At 66.0% G+C, this 15,667-nt stretch carries 17 protein-coding genes; 8 read left to right on the top strand and 9 right to left on the bottom strand.

Translation table 11 applies throughout. The features are described from left to right. Positions 1-221 precede the first annotated feature (221 nt). The 6 genes from LOC56_RS12450 to LOC56_RS12425 all read left to right on the top strand — a co-directional run bounded on the left by LOC56_RS12450 (position 222) and on the right by LOC56_RS12425 (position 7,201). The gene (locus LOC56_RS12450; RefSeq protein WP_229952558.1) at positions 222-1,520 is read left to right on the top strand and encodes an Nramp family divalent metal transporter; all 1,299 of its coding nucleotides are present in this window, start codon (positions 222-224) and stop codon (positions 1,518-1,520) included. A 185-nt stretch (positions 1,521-1,705) separates the two neighbouring features. After that, positions 1,706-3,133, top strand: coding sequence for a serine/threonine-protein kinase (locus LOC56_RS12445; protein ID WP_229952557.1), 1,428 nt, complete (start codon positions 1,706-1,708; stop codon positions 3,131-3,133). A gap of 27 nt (positions 3,134-3,160) precedes the next feature. Then, positions 3,161-3,574, top strand: coding sequence for a YchJ family protein (locus LOC56_RS12440; RefSeq protein ID WP_227933961.1), 414 nt, complete (start codon positions 3,161-3,163; stop codon positions 3,572-3,574). A gap of 148 nt (positions 3,575-3,722) precedes the next feature. Beyond that, positions 3,723-4,778, top strand: coding sequence for a zinc-dependent alcohol dehydrogenase family protein (locus LOC56_RS12435; RefSeq protein WP_227923509.1), 1,056 nt, complete (start codon positions 3,723-3,725; stop codon positions 4,776-4,778). A gap of 132 nt (positions 4,779-4,910) precedes the next feature. Beyond that, a complete protein-coding gene (locus LOC56_RS12430; RefSeq protein WP_229952556.1) occupies positions 4,911-5,927 on the top strand; it encodes a zinc-binding dehydrogenase in 1,017 nt (338 codons plus the stop codon). A 176-nt stretch (positions 5,928-6,103) separates the two neighbouring features. Then, entirely contained in the window at positions 6,104-7,201 is a 1,098-nt protein-coding gene (locus LOC56_RS12425; protein WP_229952555.1) for a HoxN/HupN/NixA family nickel/cobalt transporter, read from the top strand. A 44-nt stretch (positions 7,202-7,245) separates the two neighbouring features. Here the strand turns inward: LOC56_RS12425 and LOC56_RS12420 are convergent, their stop codons facing one another. From LOC56_RS12420 to LOC56_RS12390, 7 genes are read right to left on the bottom strand one after another with little or no spacing between them, the layout of a single operon-like run. Further along, positions 7,246-7,968 carry an AAA family ATPase gene (locus LOC56_RS12420; protein ID WP_229952554.1) on the bottom strand — a complete coding sequence of 241 codons (723 nt, stop codon included), beginning with the start codon at positions 7,966-7,968 and terminating at the stop codon, positions 7,246-7,248. 32 nt (positions 7,969-8,000) lie between these two features. Then, entirely contained in the window at positions 8,001-8,840 is an 840-nt protein-coding gene (locus LOC56_RS12415) for an urease accessory protein UreD (protein ID WP_229952553.1), read from the bottom strand. Continuing rightward, the gene (gene ureG / locus LOC56_RS12410; RefSeq protein ID WP_229952552.1) at positions 8,812-9,567 is read right to left on the bottom strand and encodes an urease accessory protein UreG; all 756 of its coding nucleotides are present in this window, start codon (positions 9,565-9,567) and stop codon (positions 8,812-8,814) included. Before ureG ends, LOC56_RS12415 begins: the two co-directional genes overlap by 29 nt. Then, a complete protein-coding gene (locus LOC56_RS12405) occupies positions 9,560-10,243 on the bottom strand; it encodes an urease accessory protein UreF (RefSeq protein WP_229952551.1) in 684 nt (227 codons plus the stop codon). Before LOC56_RS12405 ends, ureG begins: the two co-directional genes overlap by 8 nt. 8 nt (positions 10,244-10,251) lie before the next feature. Then, positions 10,252-11,958, bottom strand: coding sequence for an urease subunit alpha (locus LOC56_RS12400; protein WP_229952550.1), 1,707 nt, complete (start codon positions 11,956-11,958; stop codon positions 10,252-10,254). 2 nt (positions 11,959-11,960) lie between these two features. Next, positions 11,961-12,278, bottom strand: a complete 318-nt coding sequence (locus LOC56_RS12395; RefSeq protein ID WP_331460944.1) for an urease subunit beta — start codon at positions 12,276-12,278, stop codon at positions 11,961-11,963. Next, positions 12,275-12,577 (bottom strand): urease subunit gamma, encoded by a 303-nt coding sequence (locus LOC56_RS12390; protein ID WP_229952549.1) that lies wholly within the window; start codon positions 12,575-12,577, stop codon positions 12,275-12,277. The genes LOC56_RS12395 and LOC56_RS12390 overlap by 4 nt, the downstream gene beginning before the upstream one ends. 96 nt (positions 12,578-12,673) lie before the next feature. Between LOC56_RS12390 and LOC56_RS12385 the strand changes: the two genes are divergently transcribed. Continuing rightward, the gene (locus LOC56_RS12385; protein ID WP_229952548.1) at positions 12,674-13,423 is read left to right on the top strand and encodes a sulfite exporter TauE/SafE family protein; all 750 of its coding nucleotides are present in this window, start codon (positions 12,674-12,676) and stop codon (positions 13,421-13,423) included. 9 nt (positions 13,424-13,432) lie between these two features. Here LOC56_RS12385 and LOC56_RS16310 read toward each other — a convergent pair whose 3' ends face one another. Further along, on the bottom strand, positions 13,433-14,083 hold the full coding sequence (locus LOC56_RS16310) for a hypothetical protein (protein ID WP_331460943.1): 651 nt from the start codon (positions 14,081-14,083) through the stop codon (positions 13,433-13,435). A gap of 197 nt (positions 14,084-14,280) precedes the next feature. Here LOC56_RS16310 and LOC56_RS12375 point away from each other — a divergent pair, with 197 nt between their 5' ends. Next, the gene (locus LOC56_RS12375; protein WP_229952547.1) at positions 14,281-15,177 is read left to right on the top strand and encodes a phosphodiesterase; all 897 of its coding nucleotides are present in this window, start codon (positions 14,281-14,283) and stop codon (positions 15,175-15,177) included. Here the strand turns inward: LOC56_RS12375 and LOC56_RS12370 are convergent. Further along, on the bottom strand, positions 15,174-15,599 hold the full coding sequence (locus LOC56_RS12370; RefSeq protein WP_229952546.1) for a pyridoxamine 5'-phosphate oxidase family protein: 426 nt from the start codon (positions 15,597-15,599) through the stop codon (positions 15,174-15,176). The genes LOC56_RS12375 and LOC56_RS12370 overlap by 4 nt on opposite strands. Positions 15,600-15,667 lie beyond the last annotated feature (68 nt).

Here is a 15,667-nt window from a genome sequence, read left to right as displayed (position 1 = left end):
CGTCCTGCTTTTGTTTTGTCCGCCGGATTCTTTTCCGTGCGGCCACCCAGAGCCACCGGGTGTCCGGTGCGGCCGCACACCGGGCACGGTGAGCAATCTAACTCATGATGACGCGCCTAATTCCGCTTGCACCTGCCTGGATGCGAAGATTGCCTGGCCGGACGTGACGTGCAGCACACGGTAAACTCCGGCCACACGCACCCCACGGTTAGGAACTAAGCATGTCTGCTGACACCCCTCCGAAGAGGCCCTTAAACCACTCCGACGCAGTGGATGACGACGGCGGCGCCCCCGCCAAATGGAAGGTGGTCGGCCCCGGACTGGTGGTGGCGGCAACCGGCGTCGGCGCAGCCGATATGGTGGCCACCCTCGTTGCCGGGTCCCGCTACGGGTATGCGCTGCTCTGGGCAGTGATCCTTGGCGTCATCCTGAAAATCATCCTGGTGGAGGGCGCCGGCCGCTTCACCCTTGCGACCGGCCTGACCATCTTCGAGGGTTGGCGGTCCCTGGGTAAATGGACCACCTGGTACTTCGGCCCGTACATCATGATCTGGGGCTTCATCTACGGAGCCACGGCCATGTCCTCCGCCGCCTTGCCGCTGGCCGCCGTTTTCCCGGTTCTCCCGCTGACGGCGTGGGCGGTCCTGATGGGGCTCGCCGGTTTCGTGATGGTCTGGTTCGGCCGATACGCCACCTTCGAGAAAATCACTGCAGTGCTGGTCGGGCTGATGTTCGTTACGGTGGTGGGGCTGGCCGTGATTGCCGCACCGAACATTCCGGCGATGTTCGCCGGTCTGGTGCCGATGATCCCCGAGGGCGGCGTCTTCTACACACTGGCACTGGCTGGCGGTGTGGGCGGAACCATCACCCTCGCTGCCTACGGGTATTGGCTGCGGGAAAAGGGCTGGTACACCCCCAAGTGGATGCGGGTCATGCGCATCGACAATTCGATGGCTTACGTGATGACGGGCATTTTCGTGGTGGCAATGCTCATTGTCGGCGCCGAAGTGGTCCGCTCCGCAGGAGTGTCCCTTTCCAGCGGCGATGCCGGCCTGCTGGATCTGTATGACGTGCTGAAGGTGGAATACGGAGACGTGGTCGGCACCGGATTCCTGATCGGGTTCTGGGCCGCGTCCTTCTCCTCGATCATCGGGGTGTGGAACGGCGTCTCGCTGATGTTTGCCGACTTCTGGGGGAACATCCGCGGCAAGGAATCCGGCCACCCCGACACCCGTATCGGCGGAAAGTACTTCCGCTTCTACGTCCTGTGGCTGACCTTCCCGCCGATGATCCTGTTCCAGCTCGGACAACCCATCGGCCTGATCCTGGTCTACGGTGTGCTGGGTTCGCTGTTTATGCCCTTCCTTGCGGTGACCCTGCTCGGCCTGCTCAACGGCCGCCGCATCCCGAAGCAATGGGCCAACAAACTCCATACCAACCTTGCCCTCGGTTTCACCGCACTGTTGTTCATCGCGCTGGGCATCCAGCAGCTGTGGGACAACATCGCCAAGGTGCTGTAGCGGCACTGAAACAACCGAAAAAGCTCCCGCAGACCAGCCCGCCGCCGACCTTCGGCGGCGGGCTAGTTTAGCGCAGTAGACGGGCTTCCACGAGGGGTAAAACAGAGTAAAAGAAAAGTGCTTACGGGCCATCTACGCAGCGATTCTGCTCAGCTACGCTATTAGCGGCGAGAGAAGGTTGCAGGATGGAAACCAGCGCAACGGGTGGCCTCGACAGGCTCATTGCAGGCCGATACCGACTCATCGAACCCATTGGACGCGGCGGCATGGCCACCGTCTATCGAGGCCAGGATGAAGCGCTCGGCCGCGACATTGCGGTTAAGGTCTTCCGTGCCAGTGCCGTGGCTCCGGACGACATCGGGCGGCAGGATAACGAGATGCGCCTCCTCGCTTCACTTTCGCATCCGGGCCTGGTCACCCTGTTCGATGCGGGGAAGGACGACGCCGGTCCCGCCGCCGGCGCCGACGGCAAGGCGGGGGAGCCACGGACCTATCTGGTCATGGAGCTGGTGGACGGGCCGGATCTGCGCAAGCGCTTGCGCGACGGCGGCGTCCAATCTGCGGATGTCCCCTTCATCGGGGCCGAACTGGCGGGAGCCCTGGCCTACATCCATGACAGGGGCGTGGTTCACCGCGACGTAAAGCCGGCAAATATCCTGCTGCCGCCGGCTGGCGCGGGGACATCGCCGCGGGCCAAGCTGACGGATTTCGGTATCGCCCGGATCCTGGGAGGCGCCCGGATCACTGCTGCCGGTGCCACCCTCGGAACCGCCAACTACCTCAGCCCCGAGCAGGCTTCCGGACTCGGGGCAGAGGCAGCAAGTGATATTTACTCCCTTGGCCTGGTGCTGCTGGAATCCGTCACGGGACGGGTGGAATTCAACGGCAGCGCTATCGAAGCGGCGGTCGCCCGCCTCAGCCGTGACCCCGAGATTCCCGACTCGCTGGAAAGCCATTGGCGCGGCCTGCTGTCCGCCATGACCAGCCGGGACCCGGACCTGAGGCCGACGGCGGCTGAAGTCTCTGCGACCCTGCTGGACTACCGGTGGGCGGAAGGGACGGTGCAGCCGGGACGAGTCCCGCAGCTAGTCTCGGGACCGGCCGCACCGGCCGGGCCTGCGGTTCCCGCTGACCCCGCTCCCGCCGAACCGGCGTGGGACCCGTGGGGCGGACCGCCGACACAGGCGGATGCCACCTCCGGGATGGTCGGCGACGGGACCGGGGGAGGCGGCGTCGTCGTCGCCGGAGAAGACGACGGAACCGGCGGCGGCCAGGCCCTGGGCCGGCATCCCTCGGCGCCGCTGCCCTCGGTTCCTCCGCCCACGGACCTGCCTGCCCTGTCCGGGCAGATCACGTCTCCGCCGAGTATCCCGCCCACCGTAGGGACGGTGGCCGCAAGGCAGTTGTCCGAGCCGACGCCGCGCGTGCAGGTGCTTGCCGAACCGCGCCCCTCCTATGCCGGACGAGCCCTGCTTGCGGTCCTGGTGATGGCCGTGCTGACGGCAACGGTGGTCCTGATGCTTGGGCGGGTGGGGGCGCTGCCGGACGGCGGCGTCATTCCGGGGGAGATCGGGCAGAACCTGGAGCGGCTGCAGGACAGTTTCGGGCCGTAACCGGACCAGTCGCGGGATACTGGAGGGATGAGTACCTCTACACCCGTCCCGTCCACCGCTGTCACCGATGAAAGCCGGTGCCCCTGCCTCAGCGGGGAAACCTACGGGAACTGCTGCGGACGCTTCCACTCCGGAGCCGCCACCGCCCCCACCGCAGAGGCGCTGATGCGCTCGCGGTACAGCGCCTTCGCCACCGGCAACGTCCCCTACCTGCTGGCCACGTGGCATCCGGACCACCGTCCCGCGAACCTCGAGCTGGACGCAGGGATCGAATGGCGTCGGCTGGATATCCTTTCCACCTCCGGCGGCGGCCCCTTGGACAACACCGGAACGGTTGAGTTCCGTGCCCACTACCGGGAGGACGGTCAGCGCGGTACGCAGCAGGAAAGAAGCAGCTTTGTTCGTGAACGGGGCCAATGGCTCTATGTGGAGGGCCGATAGCCCGCCGCTTCTTCCGGACAGCCACGGCCGGGACCTAGGCTTGAAAGCATCCGACGGCGGCCCCGAAACAGGCCCGCTCAGGGAAGCTCCCGAAACACAGGCGCATCAGAGGTCCTGCATGTAAGTCGGATGAGCAGGCGAGGACACTATGAAAGCACTCGTTTACGAAGGCCCCGGCCAGAAGTCCTGGAAGGACGTTCCCGACCCTCAGATCCAAGACCCGCGGGATGCCATCGTCAAGATAGATACCACCACCATCTGCGGCACCGACCTGCATATCCTCAAGGGCGACGTTCCGGCCGTTACGCCGGGCCGGATCCTTGGCCATGAGGGGGTTGGCACCGTGACGGAGACCGGCTCCGGCGTGAATGCCTTCAAGACCGGCGACAAAGTGATCCTGTCCTGCGTCTCTGCGGACGGCTCCTGCAGTTTCTGCAAGGATGGGCTCTATTCGCACTGCACCGGAGAGGAAGGCCAATCCGGCATCGGGTGGATCTTCGGACACCTGATCGACGGGACGCAGGCCGAGTACGTCCGTGTTCCCTACGCGGACACGTCCATGTATCGGCTGCCGGAAAACGTTTCCCAGGAGCATGGTGTCCTGCTCAGCGACATCTTCCCCACCGGGTTTGAAATGGGTGTGCAGTACGGGCAGGTCCAGCCGGGCGACGTCGTCGCAGTGATCGGCGCAGGCCCCGTGGGGCTGGCCGTGATTGCGACCTCGGGACTGTACGGTGCCGCGAAAATCATCGCCGTGGACCTGGACGCCAACCGGGTGGAGCAGGCCCGAAAATTCGGTGCCACCCACGGAGTGAACTCCGGGGATAAGAACTGGCGCGAACAGATCATGGACCTGACGGATGGCTGGGGCGTGGACGTCGCGGTGGAGGCCGTGGGCATCCCTGCCACGTTCGAGATGTGCACCAGTATCGTCCGGCCCGGCGGCAACGTGGCCAACGTGGGGGTGCACGGGACGCCCGTGAGCCTGGAACTGGACCGGCTGTGGATCGAGAACATCAACATCAGCATGGGCCTGGTCAACACGAATACCCTGTCCATGCTCCTGAAGCTGATTGCCGAGGGGAAGCTGCCGGCCGAGGAGTTCATCAGCCACCGCTATTCGCTGGCCGACATCCTCACGGCGTATGACACCTTCTCCCGGGCCGCCGAAACGAACGCGCTCAAGGTGATCCTGCAGGCCTGAACGGTTCTTCTGCGGGCAGGAGGGCGGCAGCCGGTTCCGGTTGCCGCCTTTTTGTGCACCGGCGGCACGGGCAGATAATGAGAGCTGCGGCCGCGTCTGCCGCCGCAGTTCTGAGTTCAGAAGAGGTTTTCCATGTCTAACGGCACCATGATTGCAGGACGGCTCAACGTTGAGACCGGCACGTTCGCCATGAAGGAAGTTCCGATTCCCGATCCCGGTCCGGGCTTTGTCCGTATCAAGGTCGGAGCTGCGGGCGTGTGCCTGTCAGACGTCCACCTGATCCAGGGCATGCTGCGTCCGCAGTTCCTCGAGGGCAACGAGGTCACCCTCGGCCACGAGGTGGCCGGCACCGTGGACCTTCCCGGAACAGGAGTCACCTCCGTTGCTCCCGGAGACCGGGTGGTGGTGCAGGCCGGGTACGAATACAACGGCGTCACGCTGACCATGGGTGTTGATTTCGACGGCGGCTGGGCCGAGTACCTCGTGGTTCCCGCCGGTGTGCTGGTGCCGCTTGGGGATGACATTCCCTTCGACCAGGCCTCCATCATTCCCGACGCCGTGTCCACTCCTTGGGCTGCCATTGCCTCCACTGCTGAAGTGCGCGCCGGTGAAGCAGTGGGCGTCTGGGGCATCGGCGGGCTCGGTGCGCACGGTGTCCAGCTGCTGCGCCTGATTGGTGCCGCGCCCATCATTGCCGTTGATCCCATCCCCGAGGCCCGGGAGCGTGCCCTGGAATTCGGTGCCGATCTGGCGCTTGATCCGATGGCGGAGGACTTCTCGGAGGCGATGAAGGCAGCCACCGCCGGCCAGGGGCTCGACGTCGCCCTGGACTTCGCCGGTGTTGACGCCGTCCGGACCCAGGCCATCAACTGCCTGGGCCGGAGCGGACGCCTCGTGCTCGTGGGTCTGTCCGGCAAGCCGATGACCATCAATGACAGCACCGGTTTCTCCTACGCACGCAAGCAGATCCGCGGCCATTACGGCTCGGACGCGCACCACGTGCCGCAGCTGGTGTCCCTGGCCCGGCTGGGCCGGCTCGATTTCGCCAAGTCCGTCAGTGCGCGCATTCCGCTGGCCGACGCCGAGCAGGCGGTCAAGGCGCTCGACGCGAAGGAAGGCAACCCGATCCGCCTGGTGCTGATCCCGTAGCTTCCCCGGCCGTAAACAGCAGGAGCTCTCCGCCGCGGCGGGGAGCTCCTGCTGTCGTTCTACGTGCGCCGTTACGGCATGTCTGCGTAGCGGACGGCGTCGGCGAGGGCCTGTTCCAGTCCCTTGGTATCCAGTGCTGTTACATCGCGGAAATCTATGTTCCCTACGATCGGCCCATGACTGCACCGTCCCGTCCCATTGCCCTGTCTGGTCCAGCCGCCCCGCAGGACCCCCGCCGCCGTCGGACACTGGTGTGGATGGGGCTCGCCGTCCTCGCGCTGCACCTGCTGGGGTGGGGCGGTTTCCTCCTTGCGGTCGCACCGCACGGATATACCACCGCCGCCGGGTCAGGGTTCGGCGTCGGACTTGCCCTGACCGCCTACCTGCTGGGCGTGCGGCATGCGTTCGATGCGGACCACATCGCGGCGATCGATAACACGAGCCGGAAACTGGCGGGCGGCGGCAACCCGCCGGTCTCGACCGGTTTCTGGTTTGCCCTGGGCCATTCAACCGTTGTGCTGCTCGCCGTCGGGCTGCTCGCTGCCGGCGTTGACGCAGTCGCCGGGCAGCTCACCGACGATGCCTCGGTGCTTCGACAGTTTTCCGGGGTGTGGGGGCCGGCAGTTTCCGGGACCTTCCTGCTGGCAATCGGGGCCATCAACCTGCTGGCCCTGCACGGCATTGTCCGGGCGTACCGGAAACTGCGGGCCGGGAGATACAACGACGTCGAGCTGGAGCGGACGCTGGATCAGCGCGGATTGGTGGCCCGGATGCTGGCCCCGGTGGCACGCCGAGTGGATAAGGCCTGGAAGCTGTATCCACTCGGCTTCCTGTTCGGGCTCGGGCTGGACACCGCCACCACCATCGGCCTGTTTGTGGTGGCGGGCGGCGCCGTCGTCGTCCTGCCATGGCAGGCGGTGATGGTGCTGCCGCTGCTGTTCACGGCGGGCATGGTGCTTTTCGATTCGCTGGACGGGATCCTCATGAGCCGGGTGTACCGGTGGGCCTTCGACTCTCCAAAACGGAAACTGTTCTACAACCTGGTCATTACAGCCGTTTCCGTGCTGGCTGCCTTCGGCGTCGGAGCTGTGGTGCTTGGCGGACTGTTCACCGAGACGCTGGCGCTGGAATCGGGGCCGGTCGCGTGGCTGGGGAACCTGAACCTGGAGTATTTCGGCTTCTCAGTGGTGGGTCTGTTTGTTGGCGCCTGGGGAATCGCCTACGCGTTTTGGCGGGTCTCGGGGGATCGGGTGAGTGCTTCTGAGGGGGCCTGATTCCGGCAGTGGAAATACCTGAGTCCTCGGTGCCCTCCTACGCGCTACAGCCGGCGCAGGTAGCGTTCCGGACTGTTGAGGAAACTCTTCCAATGGGTCACCAGATCCAGTTCGTCCCACTGACGCTCCCGGAATCCCCACGGACCCAGCTCGAGGATCCGGGCTCCCGGAAGCGCGGCGAGAAGCGGTGAGTGGGTGGAGAGCAGGACCTGCGACTTCCCGTCAGCAAGCTTGTCCTTCAGGACACCCAGCAGGGCCATGCAGCCGGAGAAGGACAACGCGGATTCGGGTTCGTCCAGGACCCACAGCCCCGGTCCGCGGAACCTGTCCGATGCCAGGGCCAGGAAGGATTCCCCGTGGGAGAGGGAATGGAACTCCACATCCAGACGGGATGTTGAGGGGTTCTGCTCCAGGTAGGTGAAGAAGCCGTGCATCGTCTCGGCCCGCAGGAAGTAGCCCCGCTTCGTCCCGCCGGGATTGCGCACCAGCTGCAGGTGGCTGCTGAGCTCTGACTCGGTGCTGCGGGTGGTGTGGCGGGCGCCGGTGGAACCGCCTTCGGGGGAGAGGCCAAAGGCCAGTGCCACCGATTCGATCAGCGTGGACTTGCCGGACCCGTTTTCGCCCACAAACACTGTGGCCTGGGCAAGGTCAAGGCCCGTCTTCAGCAGCTGAGCCACAGGAGGCAGGGTTGCAGGCCACTTCTGCCGGTCCAGAGTTTCCAAGGGATGCTCCCGAACCTGGCGGATGGGGTATCGGTCCGTGAACATACGCAGATTCTGCCACGAACAGGCGCGCCGGATCAGGCAGGGGGACCACCGCGCAGCCGGTCCTTCCAAGACCGGTAGACGGGGTCGGTTTCCCGTGCGGCTTCATGTGCCGTACCCGCAAGCGCCCGAACCGCTGCTCCCTCCGCCGCAAACTCCAGCCGCCGTGCACCGCCGTCACCTGCCCTGGCGCCGCCGGTCGGAGGCAGCGACGGCGGCCGCCAACCGGCCGCCGTCGCACTGGACAGCACCTTGGCGGCGCCCAGGACGCCGACGGCGCGTTGCCGCGGTCCGCGCAGGTCAAGGTCTTCGTACAGGTAGTCCCCGTTCGGACCGGTCAGCCGGGTGGTGCTCCGCAGCGGCCCGGCCTCCTCGCCGGAGCGGCCAAGGACCAGCGTTTCGCGGATCAACACCCGGGCGCCGGCGCCCAGCTTCACCCGGGTTTCGCGCAGTACGTTGGACCCGGCGGCAGCCACAAACGGCGCTCCCTCCCAGATCAGCACCGCGCCCTCATCCAGCACCGCCTCCAGCGTCCAGCGGGACTGCATACCCTCGGCGTCGTAGGCCACCATGCCGGCCGGCTCGACCACCTCCAAGATGACCCCCGGACCCACGGCCACCTCAATCCGGACGTCGTCTCCGCCGAGCAGCATCATGTGGATCCCGATGAGCGCCACCCGCAGCTGGCGTGCGCCGGAACCCGAGCCGCCGGCAACCGGACGGGGCGCCAGATAATGCCCCTGGTCCAGGAGCGCAAAGCGCGCTCCCTCGCCGGAGGGTTCCACCGCGATACGGGTAGGCCGCTGCCCGGGGTGTGCGCCGGCCGGTGCGGAAGCAGGCACCCGTTCAGTGCTGGTGGCGGACAGCGTCTTCATCCCCGTGTGTGTGCACAAACCCGCCGTCTTCGTCAGCATGGAAATGCGGAGCCATGGGCCCGGGATCCTGCGGCGTGTGCTGCCCGGACCGGTGCAGGGCCACCAACCCTCGGACCCAGGCGCAGAGCTCGTCCACGGTGTCCTGCTGCTTGCGGGAGAGAGCCAGCACCGGAGCGCCTTCCCTGGCCGCAACGGCGTCCGCCACCATCTGGTCCACGTCGACTTCCACGTACGGGGCCAGATCGATCTTGTTGATCACCAGGAGATCGGCACGGGCAATACCCGGTCCGCCCTTCCGTGCAACGTCGCCGCCGCCGGCCACGTCCAGGACAAAGATCTGCGCGTCCACCAGGGCAGGGGAGAAGGTCGCAGTGAGGTTGTCGCCGCCGCTTTCGACCAGGACGAGGTCCAGCGGAGCGAAGTCCGACTCCAGGTCCTCAACGGCAAGCAGGTTGGTGGTCACGTCATCGCGGATGGCTGTGTGCGGACAGGCACCGGTTTCCACTGCGCGGATACGCTCTTCCGGGAGCACTCCCGCCGAGCGGAGGAACCGGGCATCCTCATCCGTGTAGATGTCGTTGGTGATGACGCCGATCTGCAGCTCGCCGGCCATGGACCGGCAGATGGTGGCAATCAGCGAGCTCTTGCCGGTGCCGACCGGACCGGCAACTCCCAGGCGCAGCGATCGGGTGGACGGGGCAGCGGCGGGGATCGAATTGTCAGGCAACGAACAGTCTCCTTGTTCTAGTGGTGTGGTCTTCGGCCCAGTGCTCCATGAACGGGGCACTGAGGGCAGGAATATCGTCCAGGCCGCCGACGAGCAGCGACTCCACGGCAACGGCATCAATCTCTTCGGCGGCGTCCAGGATCCAGGCGGTGGCATCCATCGGGTCGATGGGCAGCAGCTTCAGGGCGGCCGCCACCACCGACTGCGCGTCGTCGTAGCAGCAGAGCCGGGCGAGCTGCAGCTCGCCGACGCCGAGCGCGGCGGCGGTGACGCCCAGTGCCACCGGACGGGTGGGGCGCGGGACGGTCCGCTGCAGCTCGACGACGGCCGGAGAGTCCGGTTTCAGCTTTCCGGCCAGCCGCAGCATGCCCCGGCCCAGGCGGCGCGAGGCGTCCCGCTGTGCGGCGGAGGGTGTCCGCGCGTCGAGGGCAGCTTCGATCCGGGCAAAGCCGATGCCCGCTATGCCGCAGGCGGACCGGTGTGCCAGCACGGCGGCGGCGGTTTCCACCCGGACCACTGTGTGCAGCCGGGTGAGCAGGTAGGGATACACGCCGTCGACGTCCAGGCCGGCCAGGACCGCCGGCTCCAGGCCCGCCGAATGCGAGTACGCTCCGGACGGCAACCGCGAATCGGCCAGCAGGAAAGCGGCAACGCCGGCGTCGGGAGCTAGCAGCATTGTTCCCCCTAGAACAGCGAGTAGCGCTGGGTCAGGGGCAGCTCGGATACGGGAGCCGGTTCGATGACCTGCCCGTCGATGCTGACCATAAAGGTTTCCGGGTTCACCTGGATGTCGGGCAGCGCCGTGTTGTTCGGCAGTGATGCCTTGGTGACGTCCCGGGTGGAGCGGATGGCGGTCAGCGTCCGGGTCAGGCCGAGCCGGTCCGCCAATCCGTTCTCGAGCGCTGCCGGCGCCACAAAGGAGGTGGACAGATGCGGAGCCGACGACGCCGTTCCCGCCAGCGCTTCCCGCATCCAGACGGGCTGGGGCGTGGGCAGGGTGGCATTGGGATCTCCCATCTGACCGGCCACGATCGCTCCGCCCTTGATCACCAGCGTCGGACGGATGCCGAAAAACGCCGGATCCCACAGCACCAGGTCCGCCATTTTGCCGACCTCGACGGAGCCGACCTCATGGTCGATGCCGTGCGCCACTGCAGGGCAGATGGTGTATTTGGCGATGTAGCGGCGCACCCGCTCATTGTCGGCCGGTAGCTGGGACGCCGTGGCGCCCATGTAGTCCTTCATAACGTGCGCCACCTGCCAGGTGCGGGTGATCGTTTCGCCGATGCGGCCCATGGCCTGGGCGTCGGAAGAGGTAATGGACATGGCGCCGAGATCCTGGAGGACGTCCTCGGCCATCATGGTGTTGGCCCGGATCCGGGACTCGGCAAATGCCAGGTCCTCGGGGATCCGCGGATTCAGGTGATGGCAGACCATCAGCATGTCCAGATGCTCCGCCACGGTGTTGACCGTGAAGGGGAGAGTCGGGTTCGTCGACGCCGGCAGTACATTCGCGGCGGCAGCCACCGTGATGATGTCCGGGGCATGCCCGCCGCCGGCGCCCTCGGCGTGGAACACATGGATGCCGCGGCCGTTGATCGCCTCCAGCGTGTTCTGCACATAGCCGGCCTCGTTCAGTGAATCCGCGTGCAACGCCACCTGCACGCCCCACCGGTCCGCGGCGGTCAACGCGGCGTCGATGGCGGCAGGCGTGGAACCCCAGTCCTCGTGGACCTTGTAGCCTGCGGCTCCGGCAAGGGCCTGCTCTTCCAGCCCGGCCTGGCTGACCGTGTTGCCCTTGCCGTAGAGCAGGAAGTTCAGCGGCAGGTGGTCCAGCGCCCGGTGCATCACCTGCAGGTTCCAGGCGCCCGGCGTCACCGTCGTCGCCTTGGACCCTTCGGCCGGTCCTGTGCCGCCGCCGCCCACGGTCGTGATGCCGGAAGCAAGCGCCTCCCGCAGGGCTTCGGTGCCCAGCAGGTGGACGTGGGTGTCGATTCCGCCGGCAGTGAGGATCCGGCGCTCGCCGGAAATGATCTCGGTCCCGGGGCCGATGACCAGCGCCGGATCGATTCCGTCCATGATGTCCGGGTTGCCCGACTTCCCGATGCCCGCTATCCGGCCGTTCCGGACGCCGACGTCGGCGCGCACAATGCCCCAGTGGTCCACGATGACGACGTTGGTGATCACCAGGTCCGGAGCGCCCTCGGCGGAAGTACGGGTGGACTGGGCCATGGACTCGCGGATGTTCTTGCCGCCTCCGAAGACGGATTCATCCCCGCCGAAGGTGTAATCCTGTTCCGGGCTGATCCAAAGATCGGTATCGCCCAGCCGGACCGAGTCGCCCGTGGTGGGGCCGTACAGGTGGGCGTATTCATCCCTGCTGATCCGCATGTTCAGGCCCCTTCCTTCGCGGTGCCCCGTAGTTGAAGGCCGGGAACCTTGCCGCTGCCCGCCAACCGGACGAGGGTTACCTCGCGGGAGGCGCCGGGTTCAAAGCGGACGGCCGTACCTGCCGGGACGCCCAGCCGGAAGCCGACAGCGGCATCCCGGTCGAAGCGCAGCGCCGAATTCACGTCCGCGAAGTGGAAGTGGGAGCCGATCTGGACCGGACGGTCGCCGTCGTTGGTTACCACCAGGCTGCGGGTCTCGCGTCCGGCATTGATCTCCACGTCTCCCTGCGCGGTACGGATCTCGCCCGGAACCATGCTCATGAGATCGGGTCCGTAATAGTGACCAGCTTGCGGCCGTCAGGAAAGGTCGCTTCAATCTGCAGGTCCGGAAGCATTTCCGGCACCCCCTCCATCACTTCGTCGCGGCGCAGGACCGAGCGTCCCTCGCTCATCAGATCGGCAACCAGCCCGCCCTCGCGTGCCCGTTCCATCACCCAGCACGAAAGCAGTGCCACGGCCTCGGGATAGTTGAGCCGGATACCGCGTTGCCGGCGGTCCCGTGCCACCATGCCGGCAACACTGAGCAGCAGCTTGTCCTTATCAGCGGGAGTGAGGAACATGCGCCGATTCTGCCACCGGGTTGTTTCCGGGGTGTTGCGTAATTTGCCTAAACGGCGAAATTGGGTGCCGGGAGTCTTCCGCCATAGACTTCGGCAGTGAGTTCCGGACTGCTGCTGGCGATCTTGATCGCCGTCTTTGTTGGGGGAATCGCACAGCGTGTGGCCGGGATTGGCTTCGGACTGCTGCTGGCGCCGTTCTTCATTGTCGCCCTCGGGCCGTACCCGGGTGTCGTGGTCACTAATGTGTGCGGCATGCTGGCCGCCGGTCTGGTGATCCGGCACGTCTGGCAGCGTATCGACTGGAAAATGTACGTCTCCCTGGCCGTGCCGGCGGCGCTCGGCGTGCTGCTGGGAACGTACGCGGCGTCGGTCCTTCCGGTGGGACCGCTGGAGATCGGAGTCGGCATTTTTATGCTCGCGGCCCTGACTTCATCCCTGGTGCTGAACCGGACCGAGATGGTGCTGCGCGGAGGTTCGCCGAAAGCTGCCGCAGGACTCTTAGCCGGGATCAGTAACTCCATGGCCGGAGCCGGGGTTCCAGCGGTGAGCGCCTACGCAGTCCTGGCCAAGTGGCCGCAGGCATCCTTCATGGCAACCATGCAGCCCTTCCTTGCTACGCTGAGCATCGTGACCCTGGCGGCCCACGCCGTGGTAGACCCGGGGGAGTGGCCGCAGCTGGCCTGGTGGCTCTGGGTACTGCTCGGCGTCCTCACCGTTGCCGGGCTTCGAACCGGAAGCCGGCTGGCACCGCACGTTCCCGAGTCCACGGCCCGCCGCGTCGTCGTCGTCCTGGCCTACCTGGGAGCCGTGTCCGCGCTCGTCAAGGGAATCATCGACCTGCAGTAGCCGCAGAGCCTATTTGCCGCCGTGCTTCGCGGCACGCTCCTTGGCGGCCTTGGCAACCTTCACGGCTGCGGCCGCCTTGGCAACCTTCACGGCCTTCCCTGACTTGTCGGACTTGTCGGCTTTGGCTGCCTTCGCAGTCTTGGCGGCTTTGGCCGCTTTGCCGGCCTTGGCAGCACCCTTGGCGGCGCCCTTGGTGCCGACCGCAGCCGCGGTACCCATCACCGGCGTCGGAACCGTGACGACCTTGACCTTGGTCTTCGGCCGCTTGCGGTCCAGGACCAGTGCGGTGGCAATGCCGGCCATCCAGGTGTCCTTTGCCAGCCCCATGCCGTCGGGGGAGGGGCGGATGCCATCCGCTTCCGTCATTTCCGGCGTCTTGAGGTACATCCGGATCATGCCGCCGGAGAAGCCGCCCAAAATGAGCCCGGCCAGGCGGCTGGGAACGAACGGGAGCAACAGGGACAGTCCCACGCAGATCTCCGCGTTGCTCAGCAGCTTGCCGAATTTCGCCGGTTCAATGTCCTGGACCTGGGGAAAGGCTTTGGCGGCCATCTGCTGCAGGTAGGCCGCGCTTTCCGCATCCATGTTGCGCTTGTTGAGTCCGGAGTTGAGGATGTAGGCGCCCGTGGTCAGGCGCAGGGGAATGTGGCTGAGTTTCATGGGGGTCCCTTCACAGACGATTCAGTTCTGAGCCTACGACCGCCGCGGTGCCTGCGCCAGAGTAGACGCCGGAACGAACGGTGGCGAATAGCCGGGCAAAAATGTCCGAAACGCGGGGGAACAGGTTACTCACCGGTCGCCCTGTCTGCTTTTATAAAGGGGTACGCCCCAGCAGTTGTCGACACAAGAAGGTTCCGATGGAATTCCTCCCGGGTGAGCATCCTCGCCCGCGTCATTTCCTCCTCCATCTCAGCGACACACATCTCCTCGGGGGTGACAACCGCCTGTATGGCGCAGTGGACAGCCATGCCAAACTTCGAGCACTCTTCGCCCGCCTCGAAGACAGCGGACAACGGCCCGAAGCCCTTATTTTCACCGGCGACCTGGCGGACCGCGGTGAAGCCGGCGCCTACGCCAAGCTCCGGGAGATCGTTCTCCCTGCCGCTGAACGGATGGGCGCCCGGGTGATCTGGGCGATGGGCAACCACGATAACCGGGCGGCTTTCCGCCAGGTCCTGCTCAACGAGGCTCCGGAAATGTCACCGGTGGACCAGGTGCACCACCTCGGCGGGCTGCGGATCATCACCCTCGACACCACCGTCCCGGACCACCACCACGGGGAGCTCAGTGACAGCCAGCTTGCCTGGCTGCGGCGGGAGCTGGAGAAGGCCGCCCCGGAGGGAACCATTCTGGCAATGCACCATCCGCCGGTCCCCAGCGTGCAGGACCTCGCCGTCCTGGTTGAGCTGCGGCATCAGCACCGGCTCGCAGGCGTCTTGGCGGGCAGCGATGTGCGCGCCATCATTGCCGGGCACCTGCACTATTCGACCTTCAGCACCTTCGCCGGAATCCCCGTGTCCGTCGCGTCAGCCACCTGTTACACGCAGGACCTCGCGACGCCGGGAACCCGCGGCCAGGACGCGGGCCAGGGCTACAACATGATCCACCTCTATGAGGATTCGGTGGTGCACTCCGTAGTGCCCTTGGAGGAAAGCGGCACCGTGGGGGAGCAGGTGGGACCGGAGGAAACGGCTGCCCGCCTGGCGGAGGCAGGTATCCGGCTACCCGGTGCGCTCACACTGACATCCGCCTAGTCCCGGGACGGGTCCGGGCCCAGGTTGAAGAACCGCCCGGTGACGGTTTCGGGCACAATTTCCACGTAGCGGTACTTCTCCGTGCGAACCCAGGGCTGCAGCGGAAGGCTGTCCGCGGCTTCGATCTCGGCGGCCATCTCCAGGAATCGGGTTGTCCCCTTGACGATGACGGACCAGGCCTGGTCACTGTGGATGCCGTCGGCTTCGAACGCGACGTGAGTATTGACGGCCATTTCCGCCAGCTTCGTGCCCGGTGCGGTGCGAAGGAGGAGTACGCCGTCGTGCGCCAGATAGTTGATGGGATAGATGCTGGGGCGGTTAGCCACGCTGACCGCAATGCGGCCGTGATGCGTGTGTTCCAGATACTTCCAGCTTTCTTCTGAAGACAGTTCAACCACGGGCGGCAGCTCTTCATTAGTCATTCACACAGTGTGCCAACAGCACCTCCAGACCGCCACTATCAGGTTGCTTATGAACTTGACTCTGTCCC

The sequence above is a fragment of the Arthrobacter sp. zg-Y179 genome, assembly GCF_020907345.1.
Classification (GTDB): Bacteria; Actinomycetota; Actinomycetes; order Actinomycetales; family Micrococcaceae; genus Arthrobacter_B; species Arthrobacter_B jinronghuae.
Note: the sequence above shows the minus strand (reverse complement) of the source record. Positions and strands in the feature narration are given on the sequence as shown.

Excerpts from the sequence above, each read along its gene's own strand:
- LOC56_RS12375 (WP_229952547.1), top strand. The coding sequence starts at position 14,281 with ATGGAATTCCTCCCGGGTGAGCATCCTCGCCCGCGTCATTTCCTCCTC.
- LOC56_RS12390 (WP_229952549.1), bottom strand. The coding sequence starts at position 12,577 with ATGTTCCTCACTCCCGCTGATAAGGACAAGCTGCTGCTCAGTGTTGCC.
- LOC56_RS12440 (WP_227933961.1), top strand. The coding sequence starts at position 3,161 with ATGAGTACCTCTACACCCGTCCCGTCCACCGCTGTCACCGATGAAAGC.
- LOC56_RS12415 (WP_229952553.1), bottom strand. The coding sequence starts at position 8,840 with ATGAAGACGCTGTCCGCCACCAGCACTGAACGGGTGCCTGCTTCCGCA.
- LOC56_RS12420 (WP_229952554.1), bottom strand. The coding sequence starts at position 7,968 with ATGTTCACGGACCGATACCCCATCCGCCAGGTTCGGGAGCATCCCTTG.
- LOC56_RS12370 (WP_229952546.1), bottom strand. The coding sequence starts at position 15,599 with ATGACTAATGAAGAGCTGCCGCCCGTGGTTGAACTGTCTTCAGAAGAA.
- LOC56_RS12400 (WP_229952550.1), bottom strand. The coding sequence starts at position 11,958 with ATGCGGATCAGCAGGGATGAATACGCCCACCTGTACGGCCCCACCACG.
- LOC56_RS12395 (WP_331460944.1), bottom strand. The coding sequence starts at position 12,278 with ATGAGCATGGTTCCGGGCGAGATCCGTACCGCGCAGGGAGACGTGGAG.
- LOC56_RS12425 (WP_229952555.1), top strand. The coding sequence starts at position 6,104 with ATGACTGCACCGTCCCGTCCCATTGCCCTGTCTGGTCCAGCCGCCCCG.
- LOC56_RS12405 (WP_229952551.1), bottom strand. The coding sequence starts at position 10,243 with ATGCTGCTAGCTCCCGACGCCGGCGTTGCCGCTTTCCTGCTGGCCGAT.
- LOC56_RS16310 (WP_331460943.1), bottom strand. The coding sequence starts at position 14,083 with ATGAAACTCAGCCACATTCCCCTGCGCCTGACCACGGGCGCCTACATC.
- LOC56_RS12435 (WP_227923509.1), top strand. The coding sequence starts at position 3,723 with ATGAAAGCACTCGTTTACGAAGGCCCCGGCCAGAAGTCCTGGAAGGAC.
- LOC56_RS12430 (WP_229952556.1), top strand. The coding sequence starts at position 4,911 with ATGTCTAACGGCACCATGATTGCAGGACGGCTCAACGTTGAGACCGGC.
- LOC56_RS12445 (WP_229952557.1), top strand. The coding sequence starts at position 1,706 with ATGGAAACCAGCGCAACGGGTGGCCTCGACAGGCTCATTGCAGGCCGA.
- LOC56_RS12450 (WP_229952558.1), top strand. The coding sequence starts at position 222 with ATGTCTGCTGACACCCCTCCGAAGAGGCCCTTAAACCACTCCGACGCA.